At 59.5% G+C, this 21,950-nt stretch carries 19 protein-coding genes; 5 read left to right on the top strand and 14 right to left on the bottom strand.

The features are described 5' to 3' along the window. Positions 1 to 7: 7 nt before the first annotated feature. The 3 genes from CORAM0001_RS02410 to guaB form a co-directional block, all read right to left on the bottom strand. Positions 8 to 1,756, bottom strand: coding sequence for an FAD-dependent oxidoreductase (locus CORAM0001_RS02410; protein ID WP_005510045.1), 1,749 nt, complete (start codon positions 1,754 to 1,756; stop codon positions 8 to 10). A gap of 119 nt (positions 1,757 to 1,875) precedes the next feature. Continuing rightward, on the bottom strand, positions 1,876 to 3,024 hold the full coding sequence (locus CORAM0001_RS02415) for a GuaB3 family IMP dehydrogenase-related protein (protein WP_005509979.1): 1,149 nt from the start codon (positions 3,022 to 3,024) through the stop codon (positions 1,876 to 1,878). 50 nt (positions 3,025 to 3,074) lie between these two features. Beyond that, positions 3,075 to 4,604, bottom strand: a complete 1,530-nt coding sequence (guaB, locus tag CORAM0001_RS02420) for an IMP dehydrogenase (RefSeq protein WP_040360983.1) — start codon at positions 4,602 to 4,604, stop codon at positions 3,075 to 3,077. Between the two features lie 263 nt (positions 4,605 to 4,867). On the opposite strand from guaB, the gene CORAM0001_RS02425 reads away from it, so the two are divergent. Beyond that, positions 4,868 to 5,236 carry a DUF5319 domain-containing protein gene (locus tag CORAM0001_RS02425; protein ID WP_038629374.1) on the top strand — a complete coding sequence of 123 codons (369 nt, stop codon included), beginning with the start codon at positions 4,868 to 4,870 and terminating at the stop codon, positions 5,234 to 5,236. A gap of 137 nt (positions 5,237 to 5,373) precedes the next feature. Continuing rightward, positions 5,374 to 5,697: a WhiB family transcriptional regulator gene (locus CORAM0001_RS02430; protein WP_100066775.1), complete on the top strand. Its 324-nt coding sequence runs from the start codon at positions 5,374 to 5,376 to the stop codon at positions 5,695 to 5,697. A 118-nt stretch (positions 5,698 to 5,815) separates the two neighbouring features. Here CORAM0001_RS02430 and groL read toward each other — a convergent pair whose 3' ends face one another. The 10 genes from groL to CORAM0001_RS02480 all read right to left on the bottom strand — a co-directional run bounded on the left by groL (position 5,816) and on the right by CORAM0001_RS02480 (position 16,457). Continuing rightward, a complete protein-coding gene (groL, locus tag CORAM0001_RS02435) occupies positions 5,816 to 7,420 on the bottom strand; it encodes a chaperonin GroEL (RefSeq protein WP_005510007.1) in 1,605 nt (534 codons plus the stop codon). A 19-nt stretch (positions 7,421 to 7,439) separates the two neighbouring features. Then, entirely contained in the window at positions 7,440 to 7,739 is a 300-nt protein-coding gene (gene groES / locus CORAM0001_RS02440) for a co-chaperone GroES (RefSeq protein ID WP_005510054.1), read from the bottom strand. Positions 7,740 to 7,895: 156 nt separating this feature from the next. Further along, positions 7,896 to 8,519 (bottom strand): hypothetical protein, encoded by a 624-nt coding sequence (locus CORAM0001_RS02445; protein ID WP_005509972.1) that lies wholly within the window; start codon positions 8,517 to 8,519, stop codon positions 7,896 to 7,898. A gap of 103 nt (positions 8,520 to 8,622) precedes the next feature. Beyond that, positions 8,623 to 9,702 carry a tRNA (adenosine(37)-N6)-threonylcarbamoyltransferase complex transferase subunit TsaD gene (gene tsaD / locus CORAM0001_RS02450; protein ID WP_040360986.1) on the bottom strand — a complete coding sequence of 360 codons (1,080 nt, stop codon included), beginning with the start codon at positions 9,700 to 9,702 and terminating at the stop codon, positions 8,623 to 8,625. A 58-nt stretch (positions 9,703 to 9,760) separates the two neighbouring features. After that, positions 9,761 to 10,189 carry a hypothetical protein gene (locus CORAM0001_RS02455; protein ID WP_040360895.1) on the bottom strand — a complete coding sequence of 143 codons (429 nt, stop codon included), beginning with the start codon at positions 10,187 to 10,189 and terminating at the stop codon, positions 9,761 to 9,763. A 55-nt stretch (positions 10,190 to 10,244) separates the two neighbouring features. Beyond that, positions 10,245 to 11,981 carry a pyruvate dehydrogenase gene (locus CORAM0001_RS02460; protein WP_005510040.1) on the bottom strand — a complete coding sequence of 579 codons (1,737 nt, stop codon included), beginning with the start codon at positions 11,979 to 11,981 and terminating at the stop codon, positions 10,245 to 10,247. Between the two features lie 38 nt (positions 11,982 to 12,019). Then, a complete protein-coding gene (rimI, locus tag CORAM0001_RS02465; protein WP_005509974.1) occupies positions 12,020 to 12,499 on the bottom strand; it encodes a ribosomal protein S18-alanine N-acetyltransferase in 480 nt (159 codons plus the stop codon). Then, entirely contained in the window at positions 12,496 to 13,146 is a 651-nt protein-coding gene (gene tsaB / locus CORAM0001_RS02470) for a tRNA (adenosine(37)-N6)-threonylcarbamoyltransferase complex dimerization subunit type 1 TsaB (protein ID WP_005509871.1), read from the bottom strand. The genes rimI and tsaB overlap by 4 nt, the downstream gene beginning before the upstream one ends. A gap of 30 nt (positions 13,147 to 13,176) precedes the next feature. Then, on the bottom strand, positions 13,177 to 14,790 hold the full coding sequence (locus CORAM0001_RS02475; protein WP_005509910.1) for a bifunctional alanine racemase/tRNA (adenosine(37)-N6)-threonylcarbamoyltransferase complex ATPase subunit type 1 TsaE: 1,614 nt from the start codon (positions 14,788 to 14,790) through the stop codon (positions 13,177 to 13,179). After that, on the bottom strand, positions 14,787 to 16,457 hold the full coding sequence (locus tag CORAM0001_RS02480) for an NAD(P)H-hydrate dehydratase (RefSeq protein ID WP_005509827.1): 1,671 nt from the start codon (positions 16,455 to 16,457) through the stop codon (positions 14,787 to 14,789). Before CORAM0001_RS02480 ends, CORAM0001_RS02475 begins: the two co-directional genes overlap by 4 nt. Positions 16,458 to 16,481: 24 nt before the next feature. On the opposite strand from CORAM0001_RS02480, the gene CORAM0001_RS10995 reads away from it, so the two are divergent. Then, complete coding sequence (locus CORAM0001_RS10995) at positions 16,482 to 17,558, top strand: esterase/lipase family protein (protein ID WP_081451086.1); 1,077 nt, start codon at positions 16,482 to 16,484, stop codon at positions 17,556 to 17,558. 218 nt (positions 17,559 to 17,776) lie between these two features. After that, positions 17,777 to 19,129 (top strand): HNH endonuclease signature motif containing protein, encoded by a 1,353-nt coding sequence (locus tag CORAM0001_RS02495; protein ID WP_005509765.1) that lies wholly within the window; start codon positions 17,777 to 17,779, stop codon positions 19,127 to 19,129. Here CORAM0001_RS02495 and glmS read toward each other — a convergent pair. After that, positions 19,112 to 20,986 (bottom strand): glutamine--fructose-6-phosphate transaminase (isomerizing), encoded by a 1,875-nt coding sequence (glmS, locus tag CORAM0001_RS02500; RefSeq protein ID WP_005509815.1) that lies wholly within the window; start codon positions 20,984 to 20,986, stop codon positions 19,112 to 19,114. The two genes, CORAM0001_RS02495 and glmS, sit on opposite strands and share 18 nt — an antisense overlap. Before the next feature lie 111 nt (positions 20,987 to 21,097). Between glmS and CORAM0001_RS02505 the strand changes: the two genes are divergently transcribed. Next, positions 21,098 to 21,949 (top strand): dienelactone hydrolase family protein, encoded by an 852-nt coding sequence (locus tag CORAM0001_RS02505; protein WP_005509798.1) that lies wholly within the window; start codon positions 21,098 to 21,100, stop codon positions 21,947 to 21,949. Position 21,950: the final 1 nt, after the last annotated feature.

Genomic DNA, 21,950 nt, shown 5'->3' on the forward strand with positions numbered 1-21,950 from the left:
AAGCTTATCAAGACTTACGGACTGCAGGCATACCCAGGTTCAGTGCAGCCGGAGCATCTGCAGGTACAGCCGGGCTCACCGGAGCAATCGGATCCAGGCGCACGTAGGACTCACCCTGCGCCGGACGCTGATCTTCCTCACCCTTGTTCGGCCACAGTGACGTCGCACGCTCCGCATTCGCGGAAATCGATAGTGACGGGTTCACTCCCGGGTTGGCCGCCATCGCCGAACCGTCGTGAATCGAGAGCGTCGGGTAGCCCCACACACGCAAGTACGGATCAACGACGCCGTTTTCGGGCGAATCCGAAATCGTCGCGCCGCCAATGAAGTGAGCTGTCAAAGGAATATTTGCCAACTCACCGATAGTGCCACCAGCCAGCACACGACCATTCCGACCACGTGCACTGAGCTTGTCCGCCGCACGTTGCGTAGCTTCGTTGCCCGACGGAATCCACGTCGGATTCGGCTCCCCCTCGCCCTGCTTACTCATCAGGAAACGCACCGGCCCGATCTTTTGCAGGTACGTCGTAATCGAGTTGTCGCGATTCTGCATCACCAAAGAAATCACGGTGCGCTGCGACCACTTACGCAGGTTTACCAGCTGTGTCAGATAGTTAGGGTGCTTTACGACGGTTCCTACAGCCTGCAGCCAACGCGGAGCCCGACGATCTCCTTCGGTCATAATCATCTGCAGCATTGCGATAGCATTAGAACCCTTGCCGTAGCGCACTGGCTCGATATGGGTGTCCTCATCTGGGAAGAATGACGAAGTGATGGCTACACCGTTAGAGAAGTCATTTTCCGGGTCCACCTTCGTACCCATTGCGCCCAAAATAGCCTCGGAATTGGTGCGGGTCAGCTTGCCCAAAGATTTCGGCAGCAGCGGCAAGTGCCCATCGGCCTGCTGGCGGTGCAACAAATTCTGTGTGCCCCAGGCACCGGCGGCGAGAATGACGCGCTTAGCGCTAAACTGCTGCTTGCCCTTAGCTACCCAACGGCCAGTGCGCTCAGTGTCAATAACCCAGGAGCCATCAGCCTGAGGATGCAGGCCGGTAACGGTAGTGCGGTCAAAAACCTGCGCACCGAACTTCTCCGCCAAGTAGAGGTAGTTCTTAACCAGGGTGTTCTTGGCATTATGGCGGCAGCCAGTCATGCACTCACCGCATTCCGTACAAGCAGTACGGTCCGGGCCAATCCCCCCGAAGTAAGGATCGGAAACTGTTTGCCCTGGCGCACCCTGACCACCAGTCTTGGCACCGAAGAACACCCCCACCGGAGTCGAGCGGAAAGTATGGCCCACCCCCATATCTTCGGCTACCTCACGCATGACGACGTCGGCAGGCGTGTCGGAAGGGTTGGTGACCACCCCGAGCATGCGAGATGCATTGTCATAGTGCGGAGTGAGTTCTGACTCCCAGTCGGTAATGTGCCCCCACTGACGGTGCTGGAAGTACTCGGTACCCGGCTTATACAGAGTGTTTGCGTAGTTAAGAGAACCACCGCCGACTCCAGCACCAGCGAGAATCATGACGTCTTTCAACATGTGCACGCGCTGGACACCAAAGAGCCCCAGCTTGGGAGCCCACAGGTACTTGTGAAGCCGCCAGCTGGTCTTGGCAAAGTCTTTATCTTCGAACCGTCGACCAGCTTCGAGAACTGCCACTCGGTAGCCCTTTTCGGTCAACCGCAAAGCAGAAACAGAGCCACCGAAACCGGAACCGACGATTACAACATCGAAATCGCGTTGCTTACTCATGGGAAAAGCCACCTTCTCTAAGGGCGTAACGCTATTGCGCGGAACTCATGTTCCTAACCCTAAGCGGAGGTGGCTTTTCAGTAAGGTAGTTTCGCGAAAAAACTATCCGATTACTTTAATTAAAAACCCTTTGGACGTACCGACAGCTCAACGCGGTGGAAGGACTTCAAGTTGGTAAAGCCGCACTTGGCCATTGCACGACGCAGGCCACCGGCGAGATTGCGGTCACCGAACGGCGAGGCGGACGGGCCAAACAGAGCCTCTTCCAGGCTGACCAATTCCTTCTCATCGTCGACGGCCGGCCACACCGCACCGCGCGGGTACTTCGGGTGTGCCGCAACAGACGGCCAGGCGTAGCCCTGCCCCGGAGCTTCGTTGACGGTTGCCAGCACACTGGACAGCGCCACAGCATCCGCACCGCAGGCGATTGCTTTGGCAATGTCGCCGGCGGTATCAATGCCGCCGTCGGCAATGATGTGGACGTAGCGGCCCTCGGTCTCATCGAGGTAATCCTTACGAGCAGCTGCAGCATCCGCAATAGCGGTAGCCATTGGCACATCGATGCCGAGCGCATCCGGGGACGTCGTAAAGCCCGTACCGACGATCACGCCAGCGGCGCCTGAACGCATCAGATGCAGCGCAGTCTGGTAGTCGACAACGCCACCGGCGATAACCGGAACGTCCAGGCTGCCGATGAAGTCCTTGAGGTTTAGCGGCTCCCCCTGAGCAGTGACATGCTCTGCGGAAATCAGCGTGCCCTGGATAACCAACAAGTCGATGCCAGCCTTGATAGCCAGCGGAGCCAGCTCACGGGCATGCTGCGGGGAGACACGAACCGCGGTGATCGCGCCGGTTGCGCGGATTTCCTTGATGCGCTCAACCAACAGGTCAGTATCAATCGGAGCAGAGTGCAGTTCCTGCAGCTTGCGGTTCACTGCCTCGGATTCGCGCTTGGTGGCGGCATTCTTTGCCAACTCCACCAGCTCGGCGATCTTGTCCTGTGCATCGGCGTGACGGGCCCAGATACCTTCGGCGTTGAGAACCGCCAAACCGCCCAGGCGAGCAAATTCAGCGACGGATTCCGGGCTGGCGATGGCATCTGTCGGATGCATCATCATCGGGAGTTCGAAATCGTAGGCGTCAATTCGCCAGGAGGTATCGACGTCCTTGGACGACCGGGTACGACGAGTGGGAACGAGTGCAATATCGTCCAACTCGTAGGTCCGGCGTGCCTCGCGGCCAATACCGATTTCAACGATGTCGCGCATGAGCTTTCCTCACATGCCCTTTCCGTGGAATTTAACTCGACTAGGCCAGTTTAGCGCTGGTAGTAGTTCGGTGCTTCGACAGTCATCTGGATATCGTGCGGGTGCGACTCGCGCAGGCCTGCAGCGGTGATCTGGACGAACTGTGCGTCGTGCAGCTGCTCGACGGTAGCGGAACCGGTGTAGCCCATAGCTGCGCGCAGACCACCGACCAGCTGGTGAACGATGGAGTCGATGCTGCCGCGGAACGGAACACGGCCCTCGATACCTTCCGGAACCAGCTTCTCTTCGCTCTTGACGTCAGCCTGGAAGTAGCGATCCTTGGAGTAGGAGCGCTTCTCACCTGTCAGGCCGCGGCCCTGCATGGCACCCAGCGAGCCCATGCCGCGGTACATCTTGTACTGCTTGCCGTTGACGAAGGTGACCTCACCCGGAGCCTCAGCGGTACCGGCCAGCATCGAACCGAGCATGACGGAGGATGCACCAGCGGCCAGAGCCTTGGCGATGTCGCCGGAGAACTGCATACCGCCATCGGCGATAATTGGAACGCCAGCCTTCTTAGCTGCGACAGAGGCTTCCATGATGGCGGTGATCTGCGGGGCACCCACACCTGCGACAACGCGAGTGGTGCAAATCGAGCCCGGGCCGATACCGACCTTGATGGCATCTGCACCCGCGTCAATCATGGCCTGTGCAGCGCCACGGGTAGCCAGGTTGCCGCCGATAATCTGGATGTTCTCGCCGAACTCCTTCTTAACGCGGGAGACCATCTCAAGTACACCTGAGTTGTGGGCGTGAGCGGTATCAACAACGAGCACGTCTACGCCTGCGTCAGCCAATGCGTGTGCGCGCTTCCAGGAGTCCTCGCCGGTACCGATACCAGCACCGACCAGCAGACGGCCGGAACCATCCTTGGAAGCATTCGGGTACTGATCCTTCTTGACGAAGTCCTTGACAGTAATAAGACCAGTCAGGCGGCCTTCGCCATCGACGATCGGCAGCTTCTCCACCTTGTGAGCGCGCAGCAGGTTCAGCGCCGCATCGCCAGACACACCCTGCTCAGCCACGACGAGCGGCATCGGTGTCATGATTTCAGAAACCTTGCGGTTCAGGTCTGCCTCAAAACGCATGTCGCGGTTGGTGCAGATACCGACCAGCTTGCCGTCCTTATCGACGACCGGCAGGCCCGAGATACGGTAACGAGCGCACTTGGCATCTACTTCGGCGATGGTGTCATCCGGGGAACAGGTCACCGGGTCGGACACCATGCCAGCTTCAGAGCGCTTCACAATCTCGACCTGCTGGGCCTGCTCCTCGATGGACAGGTTGCGGTGCAGGATACCCATACCGCCCTGGCGGGCCATAGCAACAGCCATGCGAGCCTCGGTGACGGTGTCCATAGCAGCAGACACGATCGGAATGTTCAGACGCAGCTCACGAGTGAGCTGCGTCGAAGTATCAACACCGGAGGGGATAACGTCCGAAGCGTCCGGCAGCAGCAGGACGTCATCGAATGTAAGGCCGACTAGTGGAATCTTGTTGGGATTGTCTCCGCCGAGGCTAATTCCCGTGGGGTTGGTCATGGACTCCTCCTGCTCCACCCTTGCCGATATCCGGCCAGGGGCGCTATCGCTTCGTGGTTGCCAAACGTTATATACAGGGTAGTCCTTCAGTGATGGAACGCGACAATTAGGCGGAGCGACAGGTTCCCGACAAGGGTTAGCCGAAAGCCAGCTGAGGGTTATACCAAGGTGAACTAACCCCCAACTAAGTGCATTGCCAATCGTCAGGATTGCCGTACAGAGCTGTTACGGTAGTAATCGTGAACCACAACTCTTTCTCATCCATGCCGCGGGATCCGTTCGAAGGAGACCCCAATGACCCGGCAAGCTTTCTCGAGCCGGATGAGCCGTTTGCTCCACTGACAGACCAGGAACGTCGAGAGGTTCTTGAAGATCTGGCCGCAGTTCGCCTATTCCGCACCGCTTTGAGCCCAGAGGGATTACTGGGCGTCTGCATGTTGTGTGAGGACTGCGGTGACGAGCACTTTTACAACTGGGAAGTCTTGGAAAACCACTACCTGATGCTCCTGTCTGGACAGGCATCTCCGGTTCACGAACCGCAATTCGATCCAGACCCCTCCCGTTACGCCCCATGGGATTACTGCGCAGGCTTTGTCGACGGTCTGCGTTCTCGCCGACCTGGCCGTTTCTAAAAATTTGGTAAGAGTTTGACGGAATTGTTTGCGTAGTATCCCGGCTGGCCTCCTTAGGTTTACCAACCGTTCATTGTTGGCCTCCACACTTGAGCTCACTGCTTCAAGAAAGCTCAATGAAGGAGACATCAATTCCGATGACGTACATCGACCACTTGCCCGGGCCCAATGCGGATTTGTGGGATTGGCAGCTGCACGGCTCTTGCCGCGGGCAGGACTCCGCGACCTTCTTCCACCCGGAAGGCGAGCGCGGACGCGCACGCAGCCTGCGTGAAGCCCGTGCGAAGGCTATCTGCCGTTCTTGCCCTGTTCTTATGCAGTGCCGTAGTCACGCACTCAAGGTTGGTGAGCCATACGGTGTCTGGGGCGGTCTCAGCGAATCTGAACGAAATGAAATCCTTCGAGCTAAGCCGGCCGCACGTGAACACGAACTTGAACGCGTTCTAGTTACTGCCATGTAGTCCCTCCCCTCTCTCGGACTCCAGCCAGTTAACATAAAACCAAAAATGCTCCCCACCCTCAGATTGAAAGGTGGGGAGCATTTTAGTGCCAAAGGCTAGGGCACTAGCTCACTTGCAATTAGTGAGCATGATCGTGCTGCGGCTCTTCCTCCGGCTTGTCCACAACAGAAGCCTCGGTGGTCAGCAGCATGCGCGCCACGGAGGTTGCGTTGACGACTGCGGAGTGAGTGACCTTGACCGGGTCAATGACGCCGGACTCAATCAGGTTCTCGTAAGTGTCAGTAGCAGCGTTGTAGCCGTTGCCGTTCTCCAGCTCACCAATGTGGTAGACAACGACAGCGCCGTCCTTACCAGCATTCTCAGCAATCCAGAAAGCCGGACGGGTCAGAGCCTTGGCAACTGCACGGACACCGACCGCCTCGTCACCCTCGAACTCGTCAGAAAATGCCTCGAGTTCACGGGAGATCTGCACCAGTACGGAACCGCCGCCGGCGATGACGCCTTCTTGAGCTGCTGCACGAGCAGCGTTGATGGCATCCTCAACGCGCAGCTTGCGCTCGTTGACCTCGGTCTCGGTAGCAGCGCCGACCTTAATGACAGCCACACCGCCAGAGAGCTTCGCCAGACGCTCTTCCAGCTTCTCGCGATCCCAGTCAGAGTCAGTGCGCTCAATCTCGGCGCGGATCTGGTTACGACGCTCTTCTACGGCCTCAGCGGTGCCAGCACCGTCAACCAGGACGGTCTCGTCCTTGGTAATGGTGATGCGACGTGCGTTACCCAGCACCTCAAGTCCAACGTCCTTCAGCTGCATGCCAGTGTCAGCCGTAACGACGGTTGCACCAGTGACAACTGCCAGGTCATCCATGAACGCCTTACGACGGTCACCGAAGTACGGTGCCTTCACTGCGGCAACCTTCAAGGTCTTGCGCATAGCGTTGATGACCAGCGCGGACAGAGCCTCGCCCTCGATATCCTCAGCCATAATCAGAGTCGGCTTGCCGGACTCAGCAATCTTCTCCAGAATCGGCAGGAACTCCGGCAGCGAGGAAATCTTCTCGCGGACCAGCAGCACCTGTGCACCGTCGAGAATCGCCTGCTGAGCCTCAACGTCGGTAATGAAGTACGGCGAGAGGAAGCCCTTGTTGAAGGACACGCCCTCGGTCACGGACAGCTCGGTGGCAATCGACTGCGACTCCTCCACAGAGACGACGCCGTCCTTGCCAACCTTGTCCATGGCACCTGCAACCAGGTCACCGATTTCAGTGTCGCGCGAGGAAACGGTTGCCACCTGTGCGATGGCAGCAGAGCTGCTGACCGGGGTGGCGCGCTGCTTCAGCAGCTCAACTGCCTTGTCAGATGCAGCGTGAATACCGCGGTTCAGCGAAATCGGGTTTGCGCCGGCTGCAACGTTGCGCAGACCCTCGTGGACCAGCGCCTGTGCCAGCAGCGTTGCGGTAGTAGTGCCGTCACCGGCAACGTCATTGGTCTTGACTGCAACGGACTTAACCAACTGCGCGCCGAGGTTCTCAAACGGATCCTCAACGTCGATGTCGCGGGCGATGGTCACACCATCATTGGTGACCAGCGGACCGCCGAAGGCCTTGTCTAGGACAACGTTGCGACCCTTCGGGCCAAGCGTGACCTTGACTGCGTCGGCAAGCGTGTCCACACCGCGCTTGAGGCCTTCGCGAGCCTCTTCGTTAAAAGCAATAAGCTTCGCCATGTGTGGGTACGTCCTCCCTTTAGTTCTCGATAACAGCCAGGATGTCGCGCTGCGACAGCAGCAGGTACTCTTCGCCCTGGTACTTCAGCTCAGTGCCGCCGTACTTGGAGAAGATGACGATGTCACCCTCCTTGACGTCCATAGGAATGCGGTCATCGTCATCGGCCCAGCGCCCCGGACCAACTGCGATAACGGTGGCCTCCTGCGGCTTCTCCTTAGCGGAGTCCGGAATAACCAGGCCGGAAGCCGTGGTGGTCTCTGCTTCGTTGATCTGGACGAGGACGCGATCCTCCAGCGGCTTGATGTTGACGTTCGCCACGATGAATTCCTCCATACATGCGGTGATGTGATGTTCTTGTGCCGGTTGGTCTGCCGTGCACAGCCGTCGTCGCGGGTGAACAACTGTGTGTCAAACAACCTTCGTTAGCACTCTACCCCTGCAAGTGCTAACACTCAACCATAGTGAGCGCTAATGCTAATTGGTCAGCTTGTCGGGGTTACACGCCATACGACCGAACGCAGTAACCGTCATTCCGTGTTCCTTGATGTACTCATCCGTAAAGCAGGGGCCACCAGAACCGGTTGTGTAACGACTGTCTGGCTCCCTCCTCTGCCAGGCACCTTCGTCCCATTGATAAACCGCCAGTCCCCCACTGTTTGCGCCTCCACCCAGCGCCCACCATCCGTCGCAGGCGACGATCGTAAAGTTTTCCTCCGTAGTCGGGAACGCCGACTCCTCGCAATCCCCACTAATCGGATAGTCGGGCGTAGCCGTACTCGTAGTTTCCTTCTTGGTTTTCTCCGGCGACTTCACCTTCACGGTCTCCGTCGCAGTCGCAGTAACAGTACGCTTCAGCGCTGCTTCGTCCTTGGCGCCGGCACCGAACCACTGCTCACCTCGACCGCTCACAACTAGGTAAAGCACCGCAGCTACAGCGACAATCACCACAAGCAGCAGCGCGACGACTGCCCATAACACTCCCCGACCGCTGCCGCGCTTCTCAACCTGCGGCGGTTCGCCCTGCGGTGGAGTCAACCCAGTCTGAACTTGTGGATTATCGGATGGCTGAAGTTCCCACTCGCTGTAGTCTTTACTCATTTTTGGGCAAGCGCTTTCATGTAGTTGTTCTGCAATCGATGACAGAGAAACACGTCAAAGTCAGTTAACGAAATTTAACATGGATGCGAGGGGCAATCACTGCTTAGTGCATTACAGGATCTTCCACTGGCATCGATGGGTCGGTCGGGCAGGCATAACCAGAAGGCTTAGCGCCCGCAGCGATTAGATAGGCAGCAGCAGCGCCAATCATGACGCCGTTATCTGTGCACAGCTTAATCGGTGGCACATGCAGTGTGATTCCCGCCGAGGTGGCTCGCGCCGCTGCGAGTTCACGCAACCTCGAGTTCGCAGCTACACCACCACCGAGCAGCAGCGTAGTAGCCCCCACATCCTGAGCCGCACGGACAGCCTTCTTGGTCAACACATCGCAGACCGCTTCCTGGAAAGAAGCACAGACGTCCTCTACGGAGTAGTCACGACCTTCCTTCTCCGCTGCCTCGACATAGCGGGCCACGGCTGTCTTCAAGCCGGAGAAGGAGAAGTCATGGCGCGCATCCTGCTGGCGCATCATGGCCCGAGGAAACGCGATGGCCTTGCGATTTCCCTGCTTAGCCAACTTATCGATAATCGGACCGCCCGGGTAACCCAACCCAAGCAACCTAGAAACCTTGTCGTATGCCTCTCCGGCCGCGTCGTCAAGCGTCGATCCGAGCTCCTCCATCGGACGACCAACCCCCTGCACACGCAGCAGCTGCGTGTGCCCGCCGGAAACTAGCAGCGCCACTGCATTGGACAGATCCGCGCCGTCGAGAGCTCCGACAGCAACGTGGCCACCAAGGTGGTTAATGCCGTAGAAAGGCACACCCCAGGCGGCGGCATAGGCCTTCGCGCCTGCCGAACCAACCAGCAGCGCACCGGCGAGACCGGGCCCCACGGTAGCGGCGACGGCATCTGGGATAAAAGTATCGATACCGAGCTTGGCAGCTGCTTGCGCGCGCGCCTCGGAGACTACTGGCTGCAAGGCTTCCAAATGAGCGCGGGAAGCAATCTCCGGGACCACACCGCCGAAGCGGGCGTGCTGTTCCATGGAGGATGCGACGACGTCGGCAAGCACTTCCACCTCGGGAATGGCGGGGGTGCTGGTGTCGGTGTCGTCGTAGCGCACGCGCATCACTGCAGCGCCTGTCTCATCGCAGGAACTCTCGATTGCCAGCAGGGTCAACTCGGTCATAGCAGTCATGGTACTAGCGCACCACCGGGTCGCTTACCAGCGACCGAGTTTAAATATCGAGGCGACCGAGGTTCCTCACAGCGGCACGCCAGAGAGCGTATTCCTCTGGGTAGTCATCGCGGTAGTGGCGAACGGCGCGCATACCGTGCTTAATACGCTCGATTTCCTCGTCGCCGATATCCTCGCCCTCGGCGTCGACAAATACGACTGTTCCGCAAATTGCGGTGGTGGGGTCGGTGAAGAAAGCCGAGTTGCCCGTAGCAGCCTCATTGCGGCCGAGGGACGCGACCGGGTTCGGTTCAGCGCCCTCAGCCTTGGCCGTCGGGTTGTAGAGAGCGGCGTAATCGGTGCCATCTTCCTGGAACGCCACCGAAACACGGTCGGAGGAGACTCCACCGAGGAATGTAGCAGCGGCCTCCAACTCAAATTCGACGATGCGATGCGTCAGGTCAGGGTTCACCAGAAAACCTTTAATCATGGAAACAGAGGTACCGCACCACACCCGCTCCCGCATCTCGAGAGCGCTACCCCCACTATGGCCGCGGGATGTTGCGGAGGTTCGACCGTGCCATGTTGATCATCTGGCCAACGCCGCCGCCAAAGACGGTGCGTGTAGCGGCCTTGGAGAATCCCATCAGCATGTCCCAGGTGATGTTTGCCGGGATGGACAGTGCATTCGGGTCGGTGATCATGTCCACCAGTACCGGGCCGTCATATGCCAGCGCCTCTTGAATCAGGCGAGGCGCATCGGCCGGATCTTCAATTCGGATGGCCTTGATACCCAACGACTCTGCGACTCCGGCGTAGTCAACTGCGCCGTGATCGGTCTGATGCTCCGGCAGCCCCTGAACCAGCATTTCCAGCTTGACCATGCCGAGCGAGGAGTTGTTGAACACAAACATCTTGATCGGCAGCTGCTCCTGCTTCACGGTGATGAGCTCACCGAGCAGCATTGACAGGCCACCGTCACCGTTGAAGGTAATGACCTGACGGTCCCGGTCAGCAGCCTGCACACCGATGGCCTGCGACAGTGCATTGGCCATAGTGCCGTGACGGAAGGAACCAATCTGCTCTCGTTTGCCATTCGGCGTGATGTAACGTGCGGCCCAGACGTTGCCCATACCTGTATCGACGGTGAAAACTGCGTCGTCGTCGGCGTGCTTATCAATCAGGTCGGCCACATACTCCGGGTGAATCGGTCGCATGTTCTCAACGTCATGGGTGTATGCCTCGATGACGTGGCTGAGCAGGCGCTCGTGGTTCCGCAGCTGCTTGTCCAGGAAGGAGCGGTCGGTCTTTTCATCCAGGTACGGCAGGATGGTTTCAATCGTGGCAGCCACATCGCCGACGACTGGGTACTTCACCGTGGTACGACGACCGATGGCGCGACCATCGATATCGACCTGGGCGACGTTCTTAGTCGGCAGGAAGTCGTTGTACGGGAAGTCAGTACCGAGCAGAATCAACAAATCAGCATCGTTAGAGGCATCGTGGCAGGCGCCGTAGCCCAGCAGGCCGGACATTCCGACGTCATAGGGGTTGTCGTACTGGATGTACATCTTGCCACCCAGCGCATGCCCCACCGGCGACTTAATCTTCTCCGCAAGCTTGAGCACCTGTTCGCGGGCGTCCTTCACACCTGCGCCACAGAAAAGCGTGACGGTTTTAGCCTCGTTGATTGCGTCGGCAAGCGCGGCGGCCTGACCGGCGTCAGGGAATACGACTGGGCGACCGCTGCTGATAGTGGAGGTGACGAACTCATCATTTTCCACCTCATGCGTTGTAATGTCGCCCGGCAGAACCAGTACGGAAACACCGTGGCCAGTCATGGTCGACTGGATAGCGTGGTGCAAAACGACGCCACCCTGCTCAGCGGAGTTCACCATCTCGCAGTAACCGGAGCATTCGTTGAAGATGAACTCCGGGTGGGTCTCCTGGAAAAAGTTCGAGCCGATCTGGCGGGAAGGAATGTGCGATGCCAGCGCCAGCACCTTTGCGCCGTTGCGGTGGGAGTCATACAGGCCCTGAATGAGGTGAGTATTACCCGGACCACAGGAGGCCGCACACACTGCTAATTCGCCGGTGACCAGGGACTCCGCGCCGGCGGCGAAGGCCGCGGCCTCCTCGTTGCGGACATGCACCCATTCGATGGAGGACTCACGCACCGCGTCGACAATGGGGTTCAAACTATCTCCGACGAGTCCGAAGATTCGCTTGACACCTTGTTTCTCTAGGGTTTCTACGAGCTGTTTTGCAAAGGTTTTAGCCATGCGCCCGGTCTAACGCAAATTAGTCGCTACGTCAACATTTAGCCGGCGGACGCAGGCCGACACATCGTGTACGCATCCGCTCCAGAGCCCGGATAATAGTTCTTCCGCAGCCCCATATTCTCGAAACCATAACGTCGGTACATGGCGATTGCGGGTTCGTTGTCCGTGCGTACTTCTAAGAAAACCGGGCCCGGATCCTCCGCCACAGCCGCCATTAGCGCATCCATGAGCTGTGCACCGAACCCCCGGCGCTGCCACTTCTGTCCCACACCGATAGTGTGAATCTCGTACTCGGCGGCCCCCGCAGGCCCCAGCTTGGTAATCCCCGCATAGCCGCACAGTTCTTCGTCCCCGTCTGCCTCTGCAATCAGCCCGACGTAGAAGTTGTTCGGCGCGGCCAGCTCTGCCATAAAGGCCGATTCCGGCCAGGGATCGTCGTCGGCAAATAGCTCCGCCTCAATCGCCGCACACGCCTTGGCCGCAGGAGGCCCGAGACGCACTAGCTTGACGACGCTCATCTCATAGCCTTCGGGACAACGGCATCCGGACGGCGCAAGTACAGCGGCACCAGTGGGCCCGGCGCGGAGTCAAAGTGGGCCGCTTCAACCATGGCTGTCGGAGTGGGAAAGACTTGTTCGGCAGCAACCTCAAGCCCGGCAATTTGTTCGATGTGACTGAGGCTGCCGCGGGCGTGGCTCGGCGCGAAGTCGGCGGCTTCTGCTGCAAGTTCTTCCTTGAGCAGCTCCATGACGTCGGCTGGCTTGGCCACTGCCGGGCCGAAAACTCGCTGGCCATCGCGGTAGGCGGCGAAGTACACCTCGCGGCGACGGGCATCGGTGACGACCAGTTCATCGCCAACCCCACCCACGAGCGCATCCAGGCTGCAGATGCCGTAACAGGGAATTCCCAGAGCATCGGCGAAGGAGGCTGCGGTGGCCATACCAACGCGCAAGCCCGTAAAAGGCCCCGGCCCACAGCCAACAACCACGGCGTCTAGCTCGGTTGCCGCCACCCCACTGTCAGTGAGGCACTGCTGAATCAGCGGCACCAGCACCTCGTTGTGCGCACGGGCATCCAGGTGCAGCTTTTCGGCCACGGTTTCACCATCGCGGACAATTCCCGCGGTGACCTGTGGAGTCGATGTGTCAACGGCCAAAATGTTCATACTCAGTAACCTACTTGAACCGACTTGAAGCTACTTGCTCCACTTCCAGGTGACGACGCGGGCATCGTCGTCACGCGAACGATCGATACTGACCTGCAGATAGCGCTCGGAGAGCACCTCGGCGAGCCCCATTCCCCACTCGGCGACCACGACGCTGTCCTCAAGGTCGGTGTCCAAATCGAGCGAGTCCAGCGCATCGAAGGCCTCGCCATCGGAGCCGGGCCCCTCTTCGCCGAAGAGTCGATAGGCGTCGACGTGGATGAGGGTGACCCCGTCGGTTGCCAGCGGACGGTGCTCGCGGGCGATGGTGAACGTCGGCGACGTCACGCGACCGCGCACATTCATGCCGCGGGCGATGCCCTGCGTGAGAGTGGTCTTACCTGCGCCGAGTGGGCCATCGAGAATCACCAGATCCCCGGCGGCCAACTCCCGGCCTATCTCCTCGCCGAGGTCACGCATGTCCTCAGCGGTTGGCGCGATGCGACTGCGCACCCACTTTCGCTCGCTGCGTCCCTTCGGCGCGGTGAGGATTTCGTAGTTAATGGTGCCGGATGCCTTCGCGAGGTCATCGAGACCGGGCTCCCCCAGTGTGGGATCACCGACGATAACCGCAGTGTCGCCGACCTCGACATCGGTGTCGGGGCCAAGGTCGACGACGAATTGGTCCATACACACGCGCCCCACCTGCGGATAGCGTGTGCCATTGATGCTGACTTCGAAACGACCGGATGCCGAGCGCATCATGCCGTCGGCATAGCCGCAGGGCACAATGCCGATGGTGGTGTCGCGGTCAGCTGTCCACGTCTGTCCGTAGGACACCGACTGCCCTGCCGGCAGCTTCTTGACCAAGATGACCGACGCTTCCCACCGCATCGCTGGACGCAATCCATGGGTGGACCCCACAATTGGCTCGCCACCATAAATCGCCAGGCCTGGGCGCACCATGTCGAAGGCCAAGTCAGGACGCGACAACGATGCCGGCGAATTCGCCGCATGGTTAATCAGCTCGTCCAATCCCGCCTCACGCAGTGCCGCAATCGCAGCACGGAAGTTCTGCGCCTGCTTATCGACGCTCTCGTTGCCCGGCTCATCCGCGCATGCAAAGTGCGTGAAAGCACCTGTGATGTTCAGAGCACCAGTCTTGTGCAGCTCGACCAGCTGAGCGACCGCATGCTCAAAGTCCCCATTGGCCATCGAGAATCCCGAGCGCCCCAAGCCCGTATCGACCATCACCGTCACACGTGGTGTCACCGACAGCGCCCGCCCGGCATTGGCCACGGCCAGCGCATGAGCCATCGACGGCAGGCCGAGGTCAATATTTGCAGCCACAGCACGCTGCACCAACGAGGTGGCTGCTGCGTCCCAGATCCAGGCGAGGATGGGGATGGCGTGGCCGTCGTCAAGCGTGGTGCGGAGTTCCTCGCGGACGGAGAGCGCCTCGTCGATTGTTGCGACGCCGAGCTGTGTTGCACCGCCGTCCAACGCGGCACGCGCGGTCTGCAGCGCACCCTGCGAGTAGCCGTCCGCCTTGACGACGGCCATGAATTCCGACACCCCTGCGATGGCCTTGACGGTCTTCACATTGTGGGTGATTGCGTCGAGATTAACGGTATGGGTCAGGATGGCTGGTGCCGAGGAAGTCATAGCCGTATTTTGCCACTGCTGCCTTCGTTGGTGAACCATGCGGTGGCATCTCGGATGGATTCAGCGATGTCCTGGGCACTACAGGGAGCGGGCCCGAACTCTGTCTGCGCGGCCAAAAATGCGGCGCGCGCATGAATAATTGCTGGTACGTAGAGGGATTCACCACGCGCGACCCAGGCGCCGAGAAGTCCGGACAGTACATCGCCGGAGCCCGGCGTGGCTGCCCAGGAGCTGCCCGCGTCAATCACGACTGTGCGCTGCGTTGTCGGATTGGCAATCACAGTGCGGCGTCCCTTGAGTAGCACTTCGCAGGAGAACTGCTCGGCAAGTTCACGGGCGTCTGCGATGGCGTTAGTGACCTCATGCCCGGTAAGACGCTCAAATTCACCGGCGTGCGGAGTGAGAACAGTGCGCAGGTTGCGCTCTTGGCCGCGCTCGCGGACGAGCTGTCGGATGTCCGCATGCTTCGACAGCAGCGTCAGTGCGTCAGCGTCGATGACGACTGGTTTGTCGGTGGCCAGAATGTCGCGCAGTTCCTCGGCCGCGCGCTCATCAGTGCCACGACCAGGGCCGACAACCCAGGCATCGACGCGTACCTCTTTGCGCTCCACCGAGTCCGGCTGCGCAATGACCGTCGGCAAGGCCGCGGTGATGCGGTTACGTGCGGCCACGTCGCCGACATAGATGACCGCGGGACTGGTCGCATGCACGGCAGCGGTGGTGCACAGCTGACCTGCGCCGGGATATGCCTCGCTACCGGCGGCGATTCCTGTAACTCCGGTGGAGTACTTGTGGTCTGCAGCACCGGGTTCGAGCGGGGTCATCGCACCAAGTGGTGCCGGAAAGCTCCCGCCTAAGGCTTCGCAAAACTCCACGGTCGGCGTCTGGTGGTGGACGGCATTGTAGGTACCGTTTTCATAGAGCGTCTGCCCCAGTCCTGGAAGTTCCAGGGAAAAGGAGTCGAGGGAAATTTCGTGTAATTCGACGGTGCCACAGGATTCGGAAAGCGAGTGCGCGTAGCGCAGACCACCGAAAGTCACCGTTGTCGTGGCCTCGACGTGGGATGGCAAGTACGGTTTCTGTCCTTCCTCCAGATCAGGGTCTGGATTGAGGGTCTGAGAAGGCGAATCAAAAGTTCGCCCGGTATCGGCTTCCACGCCACTCGGCACATCAACCGCGAGAATGGGAACTTTGCCAAACCGCGCTTCGCGCACCAACCACGCGGCCTCTTCACGCAGCGCGCCGTGACCTCCGAGTCCCACGATGCCGTCTATGATCAGTGCGTAGTCTTCACTAATCGACCACAGAATCTTCGACAAATCCGCCTCACGGTCACGCCCCAACGGCAGCACCCGCCCGCCTGCGAGCTCAAACGCTTTCAGCGCCCGTTCATGTGGCTTCGTGCCCAGCAAAACTGCATCCACGCCATGCCCGCCTGTAGACAAGTCCCGGCCGGCATAGAGCGCATCGCCACCATTGCCGCCCGACCCAACCAACAGCAGCACACGACCGCGGCCGGGCTCCGGGGACGTCTCTGCGAGCATCCGCTCCGCCACCGACGACACAGCGGCGGCTGCGTGGCGCATGAGTTCGTCGTCACGCGTTTGTGCGTCCAGATAGGGCTGTTCCGCGGCGCGAATTTCGGCAGCTGTGTAGCAGTACGTCATAAACCCAGCCTACGATTAGCCCCTATGGATGACTACTCCCCGAGCACGCGAGTTTTCGGCCCTCTACTGCGCGCCTTTCCGCAGGCATACCTGCGCTCGTTGCGTCATCCCGAATGGATTCCCCACGACGTGCAGGACGTTCGCGAAATCCTCGACGGCAAAGTCACTCCTGACCTGGGTAGATACAACGGTCGCACACCAATTGTCCTAGTTCACGGCACCTGGATGAACTCGTTCAACTCCTTCGCCATGCTGGGGCCGTTCCTCGCCCGGAATCGCCCTGTATTCTCACTCGATTACGGCTCCGACCCCGCCGCACTGGTCAGCCGCCTCCGCAGCGTCAAAGCCACCACCGATTTGAGCGATGCGCTCGCCGAAGTCACCGACCTTCTCGACCGCTTCCGAGCCCAACTCTCCCTTCCCCACATCGACCTCATCGGCCATTCCCAGGGAGGTCTGCACTGTCGCAGTTACGCCAACGCAAGCATCGATTCGCTTTACGACGACGCCCTCAACCATGGCCTCAACGAAGAAGAAGCCGAGCAGTACGCCTCCGACAACAGCCCGGTGCGGGCAGTCATCTCGCTTGCGGGAAACCATCGCGGCACTACTGCGTGGGGCATGCGCCGAAGGCTCAGTGCCCTTGAGCGATGCGGCCTACCGATGCCCAAACTCGTCGACCGCCTTGTCGGCCGTGCCTGTATTCAACAGCTGCTGGACTCTGACTACATTGCGACTCTGAACGGCGCCGCGCGTGGCATTACCCGACGCGGCCCGCACTACCTGAATATCGGCACCCCTTTCGACACCGTGGTTCGCCCGTGGACCGGCGCCTTTTTGCCCGAACAAGAGGGGCACCACATTACGAACGTCAACAATGCCACTGGCGGCGGCGACTGGTCTGATCACCTCGCACTGCCCTACTCCCCCAATACTCTCAAACTCATCCACGAGTTCTTAGAGGAACTGGATGGCGCTGAAGCCGGTGATGTCCCGCATCATCCGCGACAGCGAGTCCTGCCTATGTACGGCGCCCTGCCGAGGAGTCTCGGATGGAGGAGCCTCGGGCGGAGGGGCCGACGGAGGAAGGGTCGGATCTAATTCAGCACAGATTTTTAGAACATATTTCTAAAAATCTATTGACAGTTTTTCAAACAGGTGTACGATTTAGGTTGTAGGGAAAATTTGTAAGCGAAAGTTCTTTATCCGGCGCACAGGGGCTGGCGGGACTGGTTGAAACAGCCTCTCCATGCTGCTCTCCACCACAGAACTCAATCTTCAATTCTCCGGCGGACACGAAGTAATCAGGGGGATAACCAATGTCATCGCCGCCCATAAAACTTCCAGCACCAGGTCAAAAGCCCTCATGGGCCAACCAGCAATCCGACGACCCCATTAGCATCGCGGCCCGTGCCATCAACGCCGCAGACCTTCAACTCATCGATCTCTGCGCTCCCGGTGACGAGGTAGACGTCAATCACCATCTCGCCCGCATAAGCATTCGAACCGGCCTTAGCCGCGGCAAGTGCTCTACGCTGTGCGAGATTGCGCTGATGTTCGAGCGCCTACCAAAAGTCCGGGCTCTAATCGAATCCACCTTCTGTTTCTCGTTAGCCCATCTCCGTGCCATCGCCAATGGCGTTGCCGGGCTGTCACCAGACCAGTTCGACACTGTAGAGCCCCATCTTTTGGAAATGCTGACTCCGACGCGACCTCGACAAGCAATGGTTGGTGTCTACACGCTGTCTCGCCTAATCGGCGACTTGGTTTCCGAGTACAACGACTGCGCCCGCAACGACGGCACCCAACGGGTTCCAGAGGGCGAAGCGGTCGCACTCTCCGATACGGGCGATGGCAAGCACAAAAAGGTCACGGCAATCCTTGAAAACGACCGCGCGACTGAGCTCATGGCCAGGATCCAGGGGATTCGCAACACCGAAATCAATCGTGGTGAACAGTGCACGCAGGCGGAAGCGCTACTACAGCTGGCACAGAAATCGACCAATGCCGAGATTGTCATCAATGTCTACCGTGAGGTCGGCGGTGGGCCAGCATGGATTGATGGCGTCGGCTGGTTGAGCGAGGTAGCCACCGAAGAATGGATTGCTCGCGCAACTCACATCCGTATCTCCGCCGACAGCAAGGTGGATGGTTACCGCCCCACTGAGAGCCAGGTGGCTCGCGTCCGCGGTCGCGACGGTACCTGCCGCTTCCCCGGCTGCGACGTCCCGGCATCCAAGTGCGACCTGGACCATATTCAGCCGTACAACCACGACAATCCCGAGCAGGGCGGACCGACTGACACGGAGAATCTGCACTGCCTCTGCCGCCGACACCACAACCTAAAAACGCACGAGGGCTGGGACATCGACCGGTACCCTGATGGAACGGAAGTGTGGACTTCCCGTGATGGAGACACCGCGACTAGCGTTCCGGTTGGGCCGCTAAAGAACGTCGGCAAGCAAACTTTTCATCAGCGCGTGACACGGAAGATGAAGACGATTCAGAAACGCAACCTCGATTGGATGTTGTCATTTTGCGACGTACCTGACGAGGTCTGGGAGCTAACAGAGGAGGAAGAAAAACGCATCGAGTCCCTCACGGATGAAGAACTCGATGCGGAAATTGAGCAGTACCGACGAAAGCAGGACGAACTACTCGACGGTGACTGACTTAGCCAGGTTGCGCGGCTTATCGATGTCCTCGTTACCGCACTGGCGAGCGATCTCAGCTGCCAGGAACTGCATCGGAATCGTAGACAACAGCGGCTGGAGCAGCGTGGACGTCTCCGGGATCTCAATCAGGTAGTTCGCAAACGGAACCACCGACTGATCCCCTTCTTCGGCAATCACGATGGTCTTGGCACCACGGGCACGAATCTCCTGGATGTTGGAGACGATCTTGGAGTGCAGCACGGCGCGCCCCTTCGGCGATGGCACAACGACGACGACCGGAAGATCATCCTCGATGAGTGCGATTGGGCCATGCTTGAGCTCGCCTGCCGGGAACCCCTCTGCGTGAATGTAGGCAAGCTCCTTGAGCTTCAGCGCACCCTCAAGTGCGACTGGGAAACCAACGTGTCGGCCGAGGAAGAGCATCGTCGGAATAGCACCGATTTCCTTGGCCATGTCGATGAACTCATCGCCCTTAGCGACGACCTTGTCAATCAGTGCCGGGATGGTCTCCAGCTCTTCAAACTCTCGAGTGACCTCATCCGGGTACTTAGTGCCGCGTGCCTGAGCAAGAGCCAATCCGACCAGGTAATTTGCGGCTACCTGCGCCAGGAACGACTTGGTTGCAGCTACACCAATCTCCGGACCAGCGTGCGTGTAGAGCACGGCGTCAGACTCACGCGGAATCTGTGCACCGTTGGTGTTACAGACAGCCAGCACGCGGGCGCCCTGGCTCTTTGCGTGTCGCACGGCCTCGAGGGTGTCAGCGGTCTCACCCGACTGCGAAATAGCGACCACCAGCGTCTGGCGGTCCAGCACCGGATCGCGGTAGCGGAACTCGGACGCGACCTCAATCTCGACCGGGATACGAACCCAGTGCTCAATGGCGTACTTGGCCAACAAACCGGAGTGGTATGCGGTACCACAGGCGACGACGAAGACCTTCTCGATGTCACGCAGATCTTGGTCACTCAGGCGGGACTCGTCGAGAACGATGCGGCCGTCAACGAGGTGACCGGCCAACGTATCGCGGACGGCGGCAGCCTGCTCGTGGATTTCCTTCATCATGAAGGAGTCATAGCCGCCCTTTTCGGCTGCGGCGAGATCCCAGTCGATGGTGAATGGTCGACCCTGCTGCTCGTTGCCGGCGAAATCCAGGATGCGGTAATCATCTGCGGTGATGATGACGACGTTGTCCTGCCCCAGCTCCACGGCCTCGCGGGTGTGCGCGATGAAAGCCGCAACATCGGAGCCGAGGAACATTTCGTTTTCGCCCACACCGACAATCAGCGGAGTAGAGCGACGAGCAGCGATGATGCGGTCCGGGTGGTCTGCATGAGTAAACAGCAGCGTAAAAGCACCCTCGAGGCGGTTGAGCACGGACAGCGCAGAGGCCTCGAAATCACCAGCGGTAGATCCGCCGTCGGAACCGTCCAGTGCACGTGCGAGCATGTGCGCAGCGACCTCGGAGTCGGTTTCGGACTTCAGCTCAATGCCGGCATCCTCCAGCTCCTGACGTAGCGGAGCAAAGTTCTCGATAATGCCGTTGTGGACGATAGCCACCTTGCCGTCATAGGACTGGTGTGGGTGGGCATTCTCATCAATTGGGCGACCGTGGGTAGCCCAGCGGGTGTGCCCAATGCCGGTGGTTCCAGTGATTTTGTCGCGCCCATCCGCATCAAGGGCAGCCTCGAGGTTGGCGAGTTTACCGGCCTTCTTCTCTACAGTGATATGCCCCTGATTGTCGACAATGGCAACACCCGCGGAGTCATAGCCACGGTATTCCATGCGTCGTAGCGCATCGACAGCAATATCCAGGGCGGGCTGATGGCCCACATATCCAACGATTCCACACATGCCCTACAGAATAACCCGCGAAACGGAAAATCGTCATACCGAAATAGACATTCTCGCTCATCCTGGCACTTTTTCAGCAAAGGTATGCACCTTATAGTTAAGCTATTCACTGTGGCTGACAACTTGAAGACTCTGACATCTAATCTTTCCAAGCGTGGACCGCACCGCGTCATGGTCGGTGATCTCGCTTTTACTGGCCTGCCGGGAAAGGTCTACACGCCCGCCGAGGGCAATGGCATCCCCGGTATCGCCTTCGCACACGATTGGCGCACACCGATTGAGGAGTACCATGCCACGCTGCGTCACCTTGCTTCGTGGGGCATCGCGGTCGCTGCTCCGGACACCGAAAATGGCATCGTGGCAGACCACCGTGGTCTCGCCAACGATTTGGAGACAGCGCTCCAGATTCTCGCTGGTGTCCGCCTCGGTGAGGGCAAGGTCGTCGTCCACCCGAAGAAACTCGGCGTTGCCGGCCACGGCATGGGCGCTGGCGTAGCTGTCCTTGCCGCCGCTGGTCACGACATCATCTCCGGCGTTGGCTGCGTCTTCCCCGCAACTACCGCACCTTCCTCCAGCGCCGCTGCAACTAATGTCTCGGCTCCGGGCCTCGTCCTGGCCCCTGGTGAGGATAAGTGGCTCGATCGCGGCAACCCGGCTCGCCTGGCTGTTCAGTGGAAGGGCGATGTCGTTTACCGCGAAGTAGACAAAGCTGATCAGGGCAGCTTCTCGGAAACAACTCTTCTCCGTCGTCTAGCGGGCTTCTCTTCCTCCAAGGTGAAGTACCGGGAAGTTGCGCGCGCCGCACTCACCGGCTTCCTGCTGGCCACGGTCGGTGGCGACAAGAAGTACTCGGATTTCGCAGACCCGACCGCCACTATCAAGGGCACAACTAACCGTGACATGGAGTGGCTCATCAAGGAGCTGCCGGAAAACCCGGAGCACTCGCTGATTCCCGGCAAGTAGT

It is taken from the genome of Corynebacterium amycolatum SK46, assembly GCF_000173655.1.
Taxonomy (GTDB): domain Bacteria; phylum Actinomycetota; class Actinomycetes; order Mycobacteriales; family Mycobacteriaceae; genus Corynebacterium; species Corynebacterium amycolatum_A.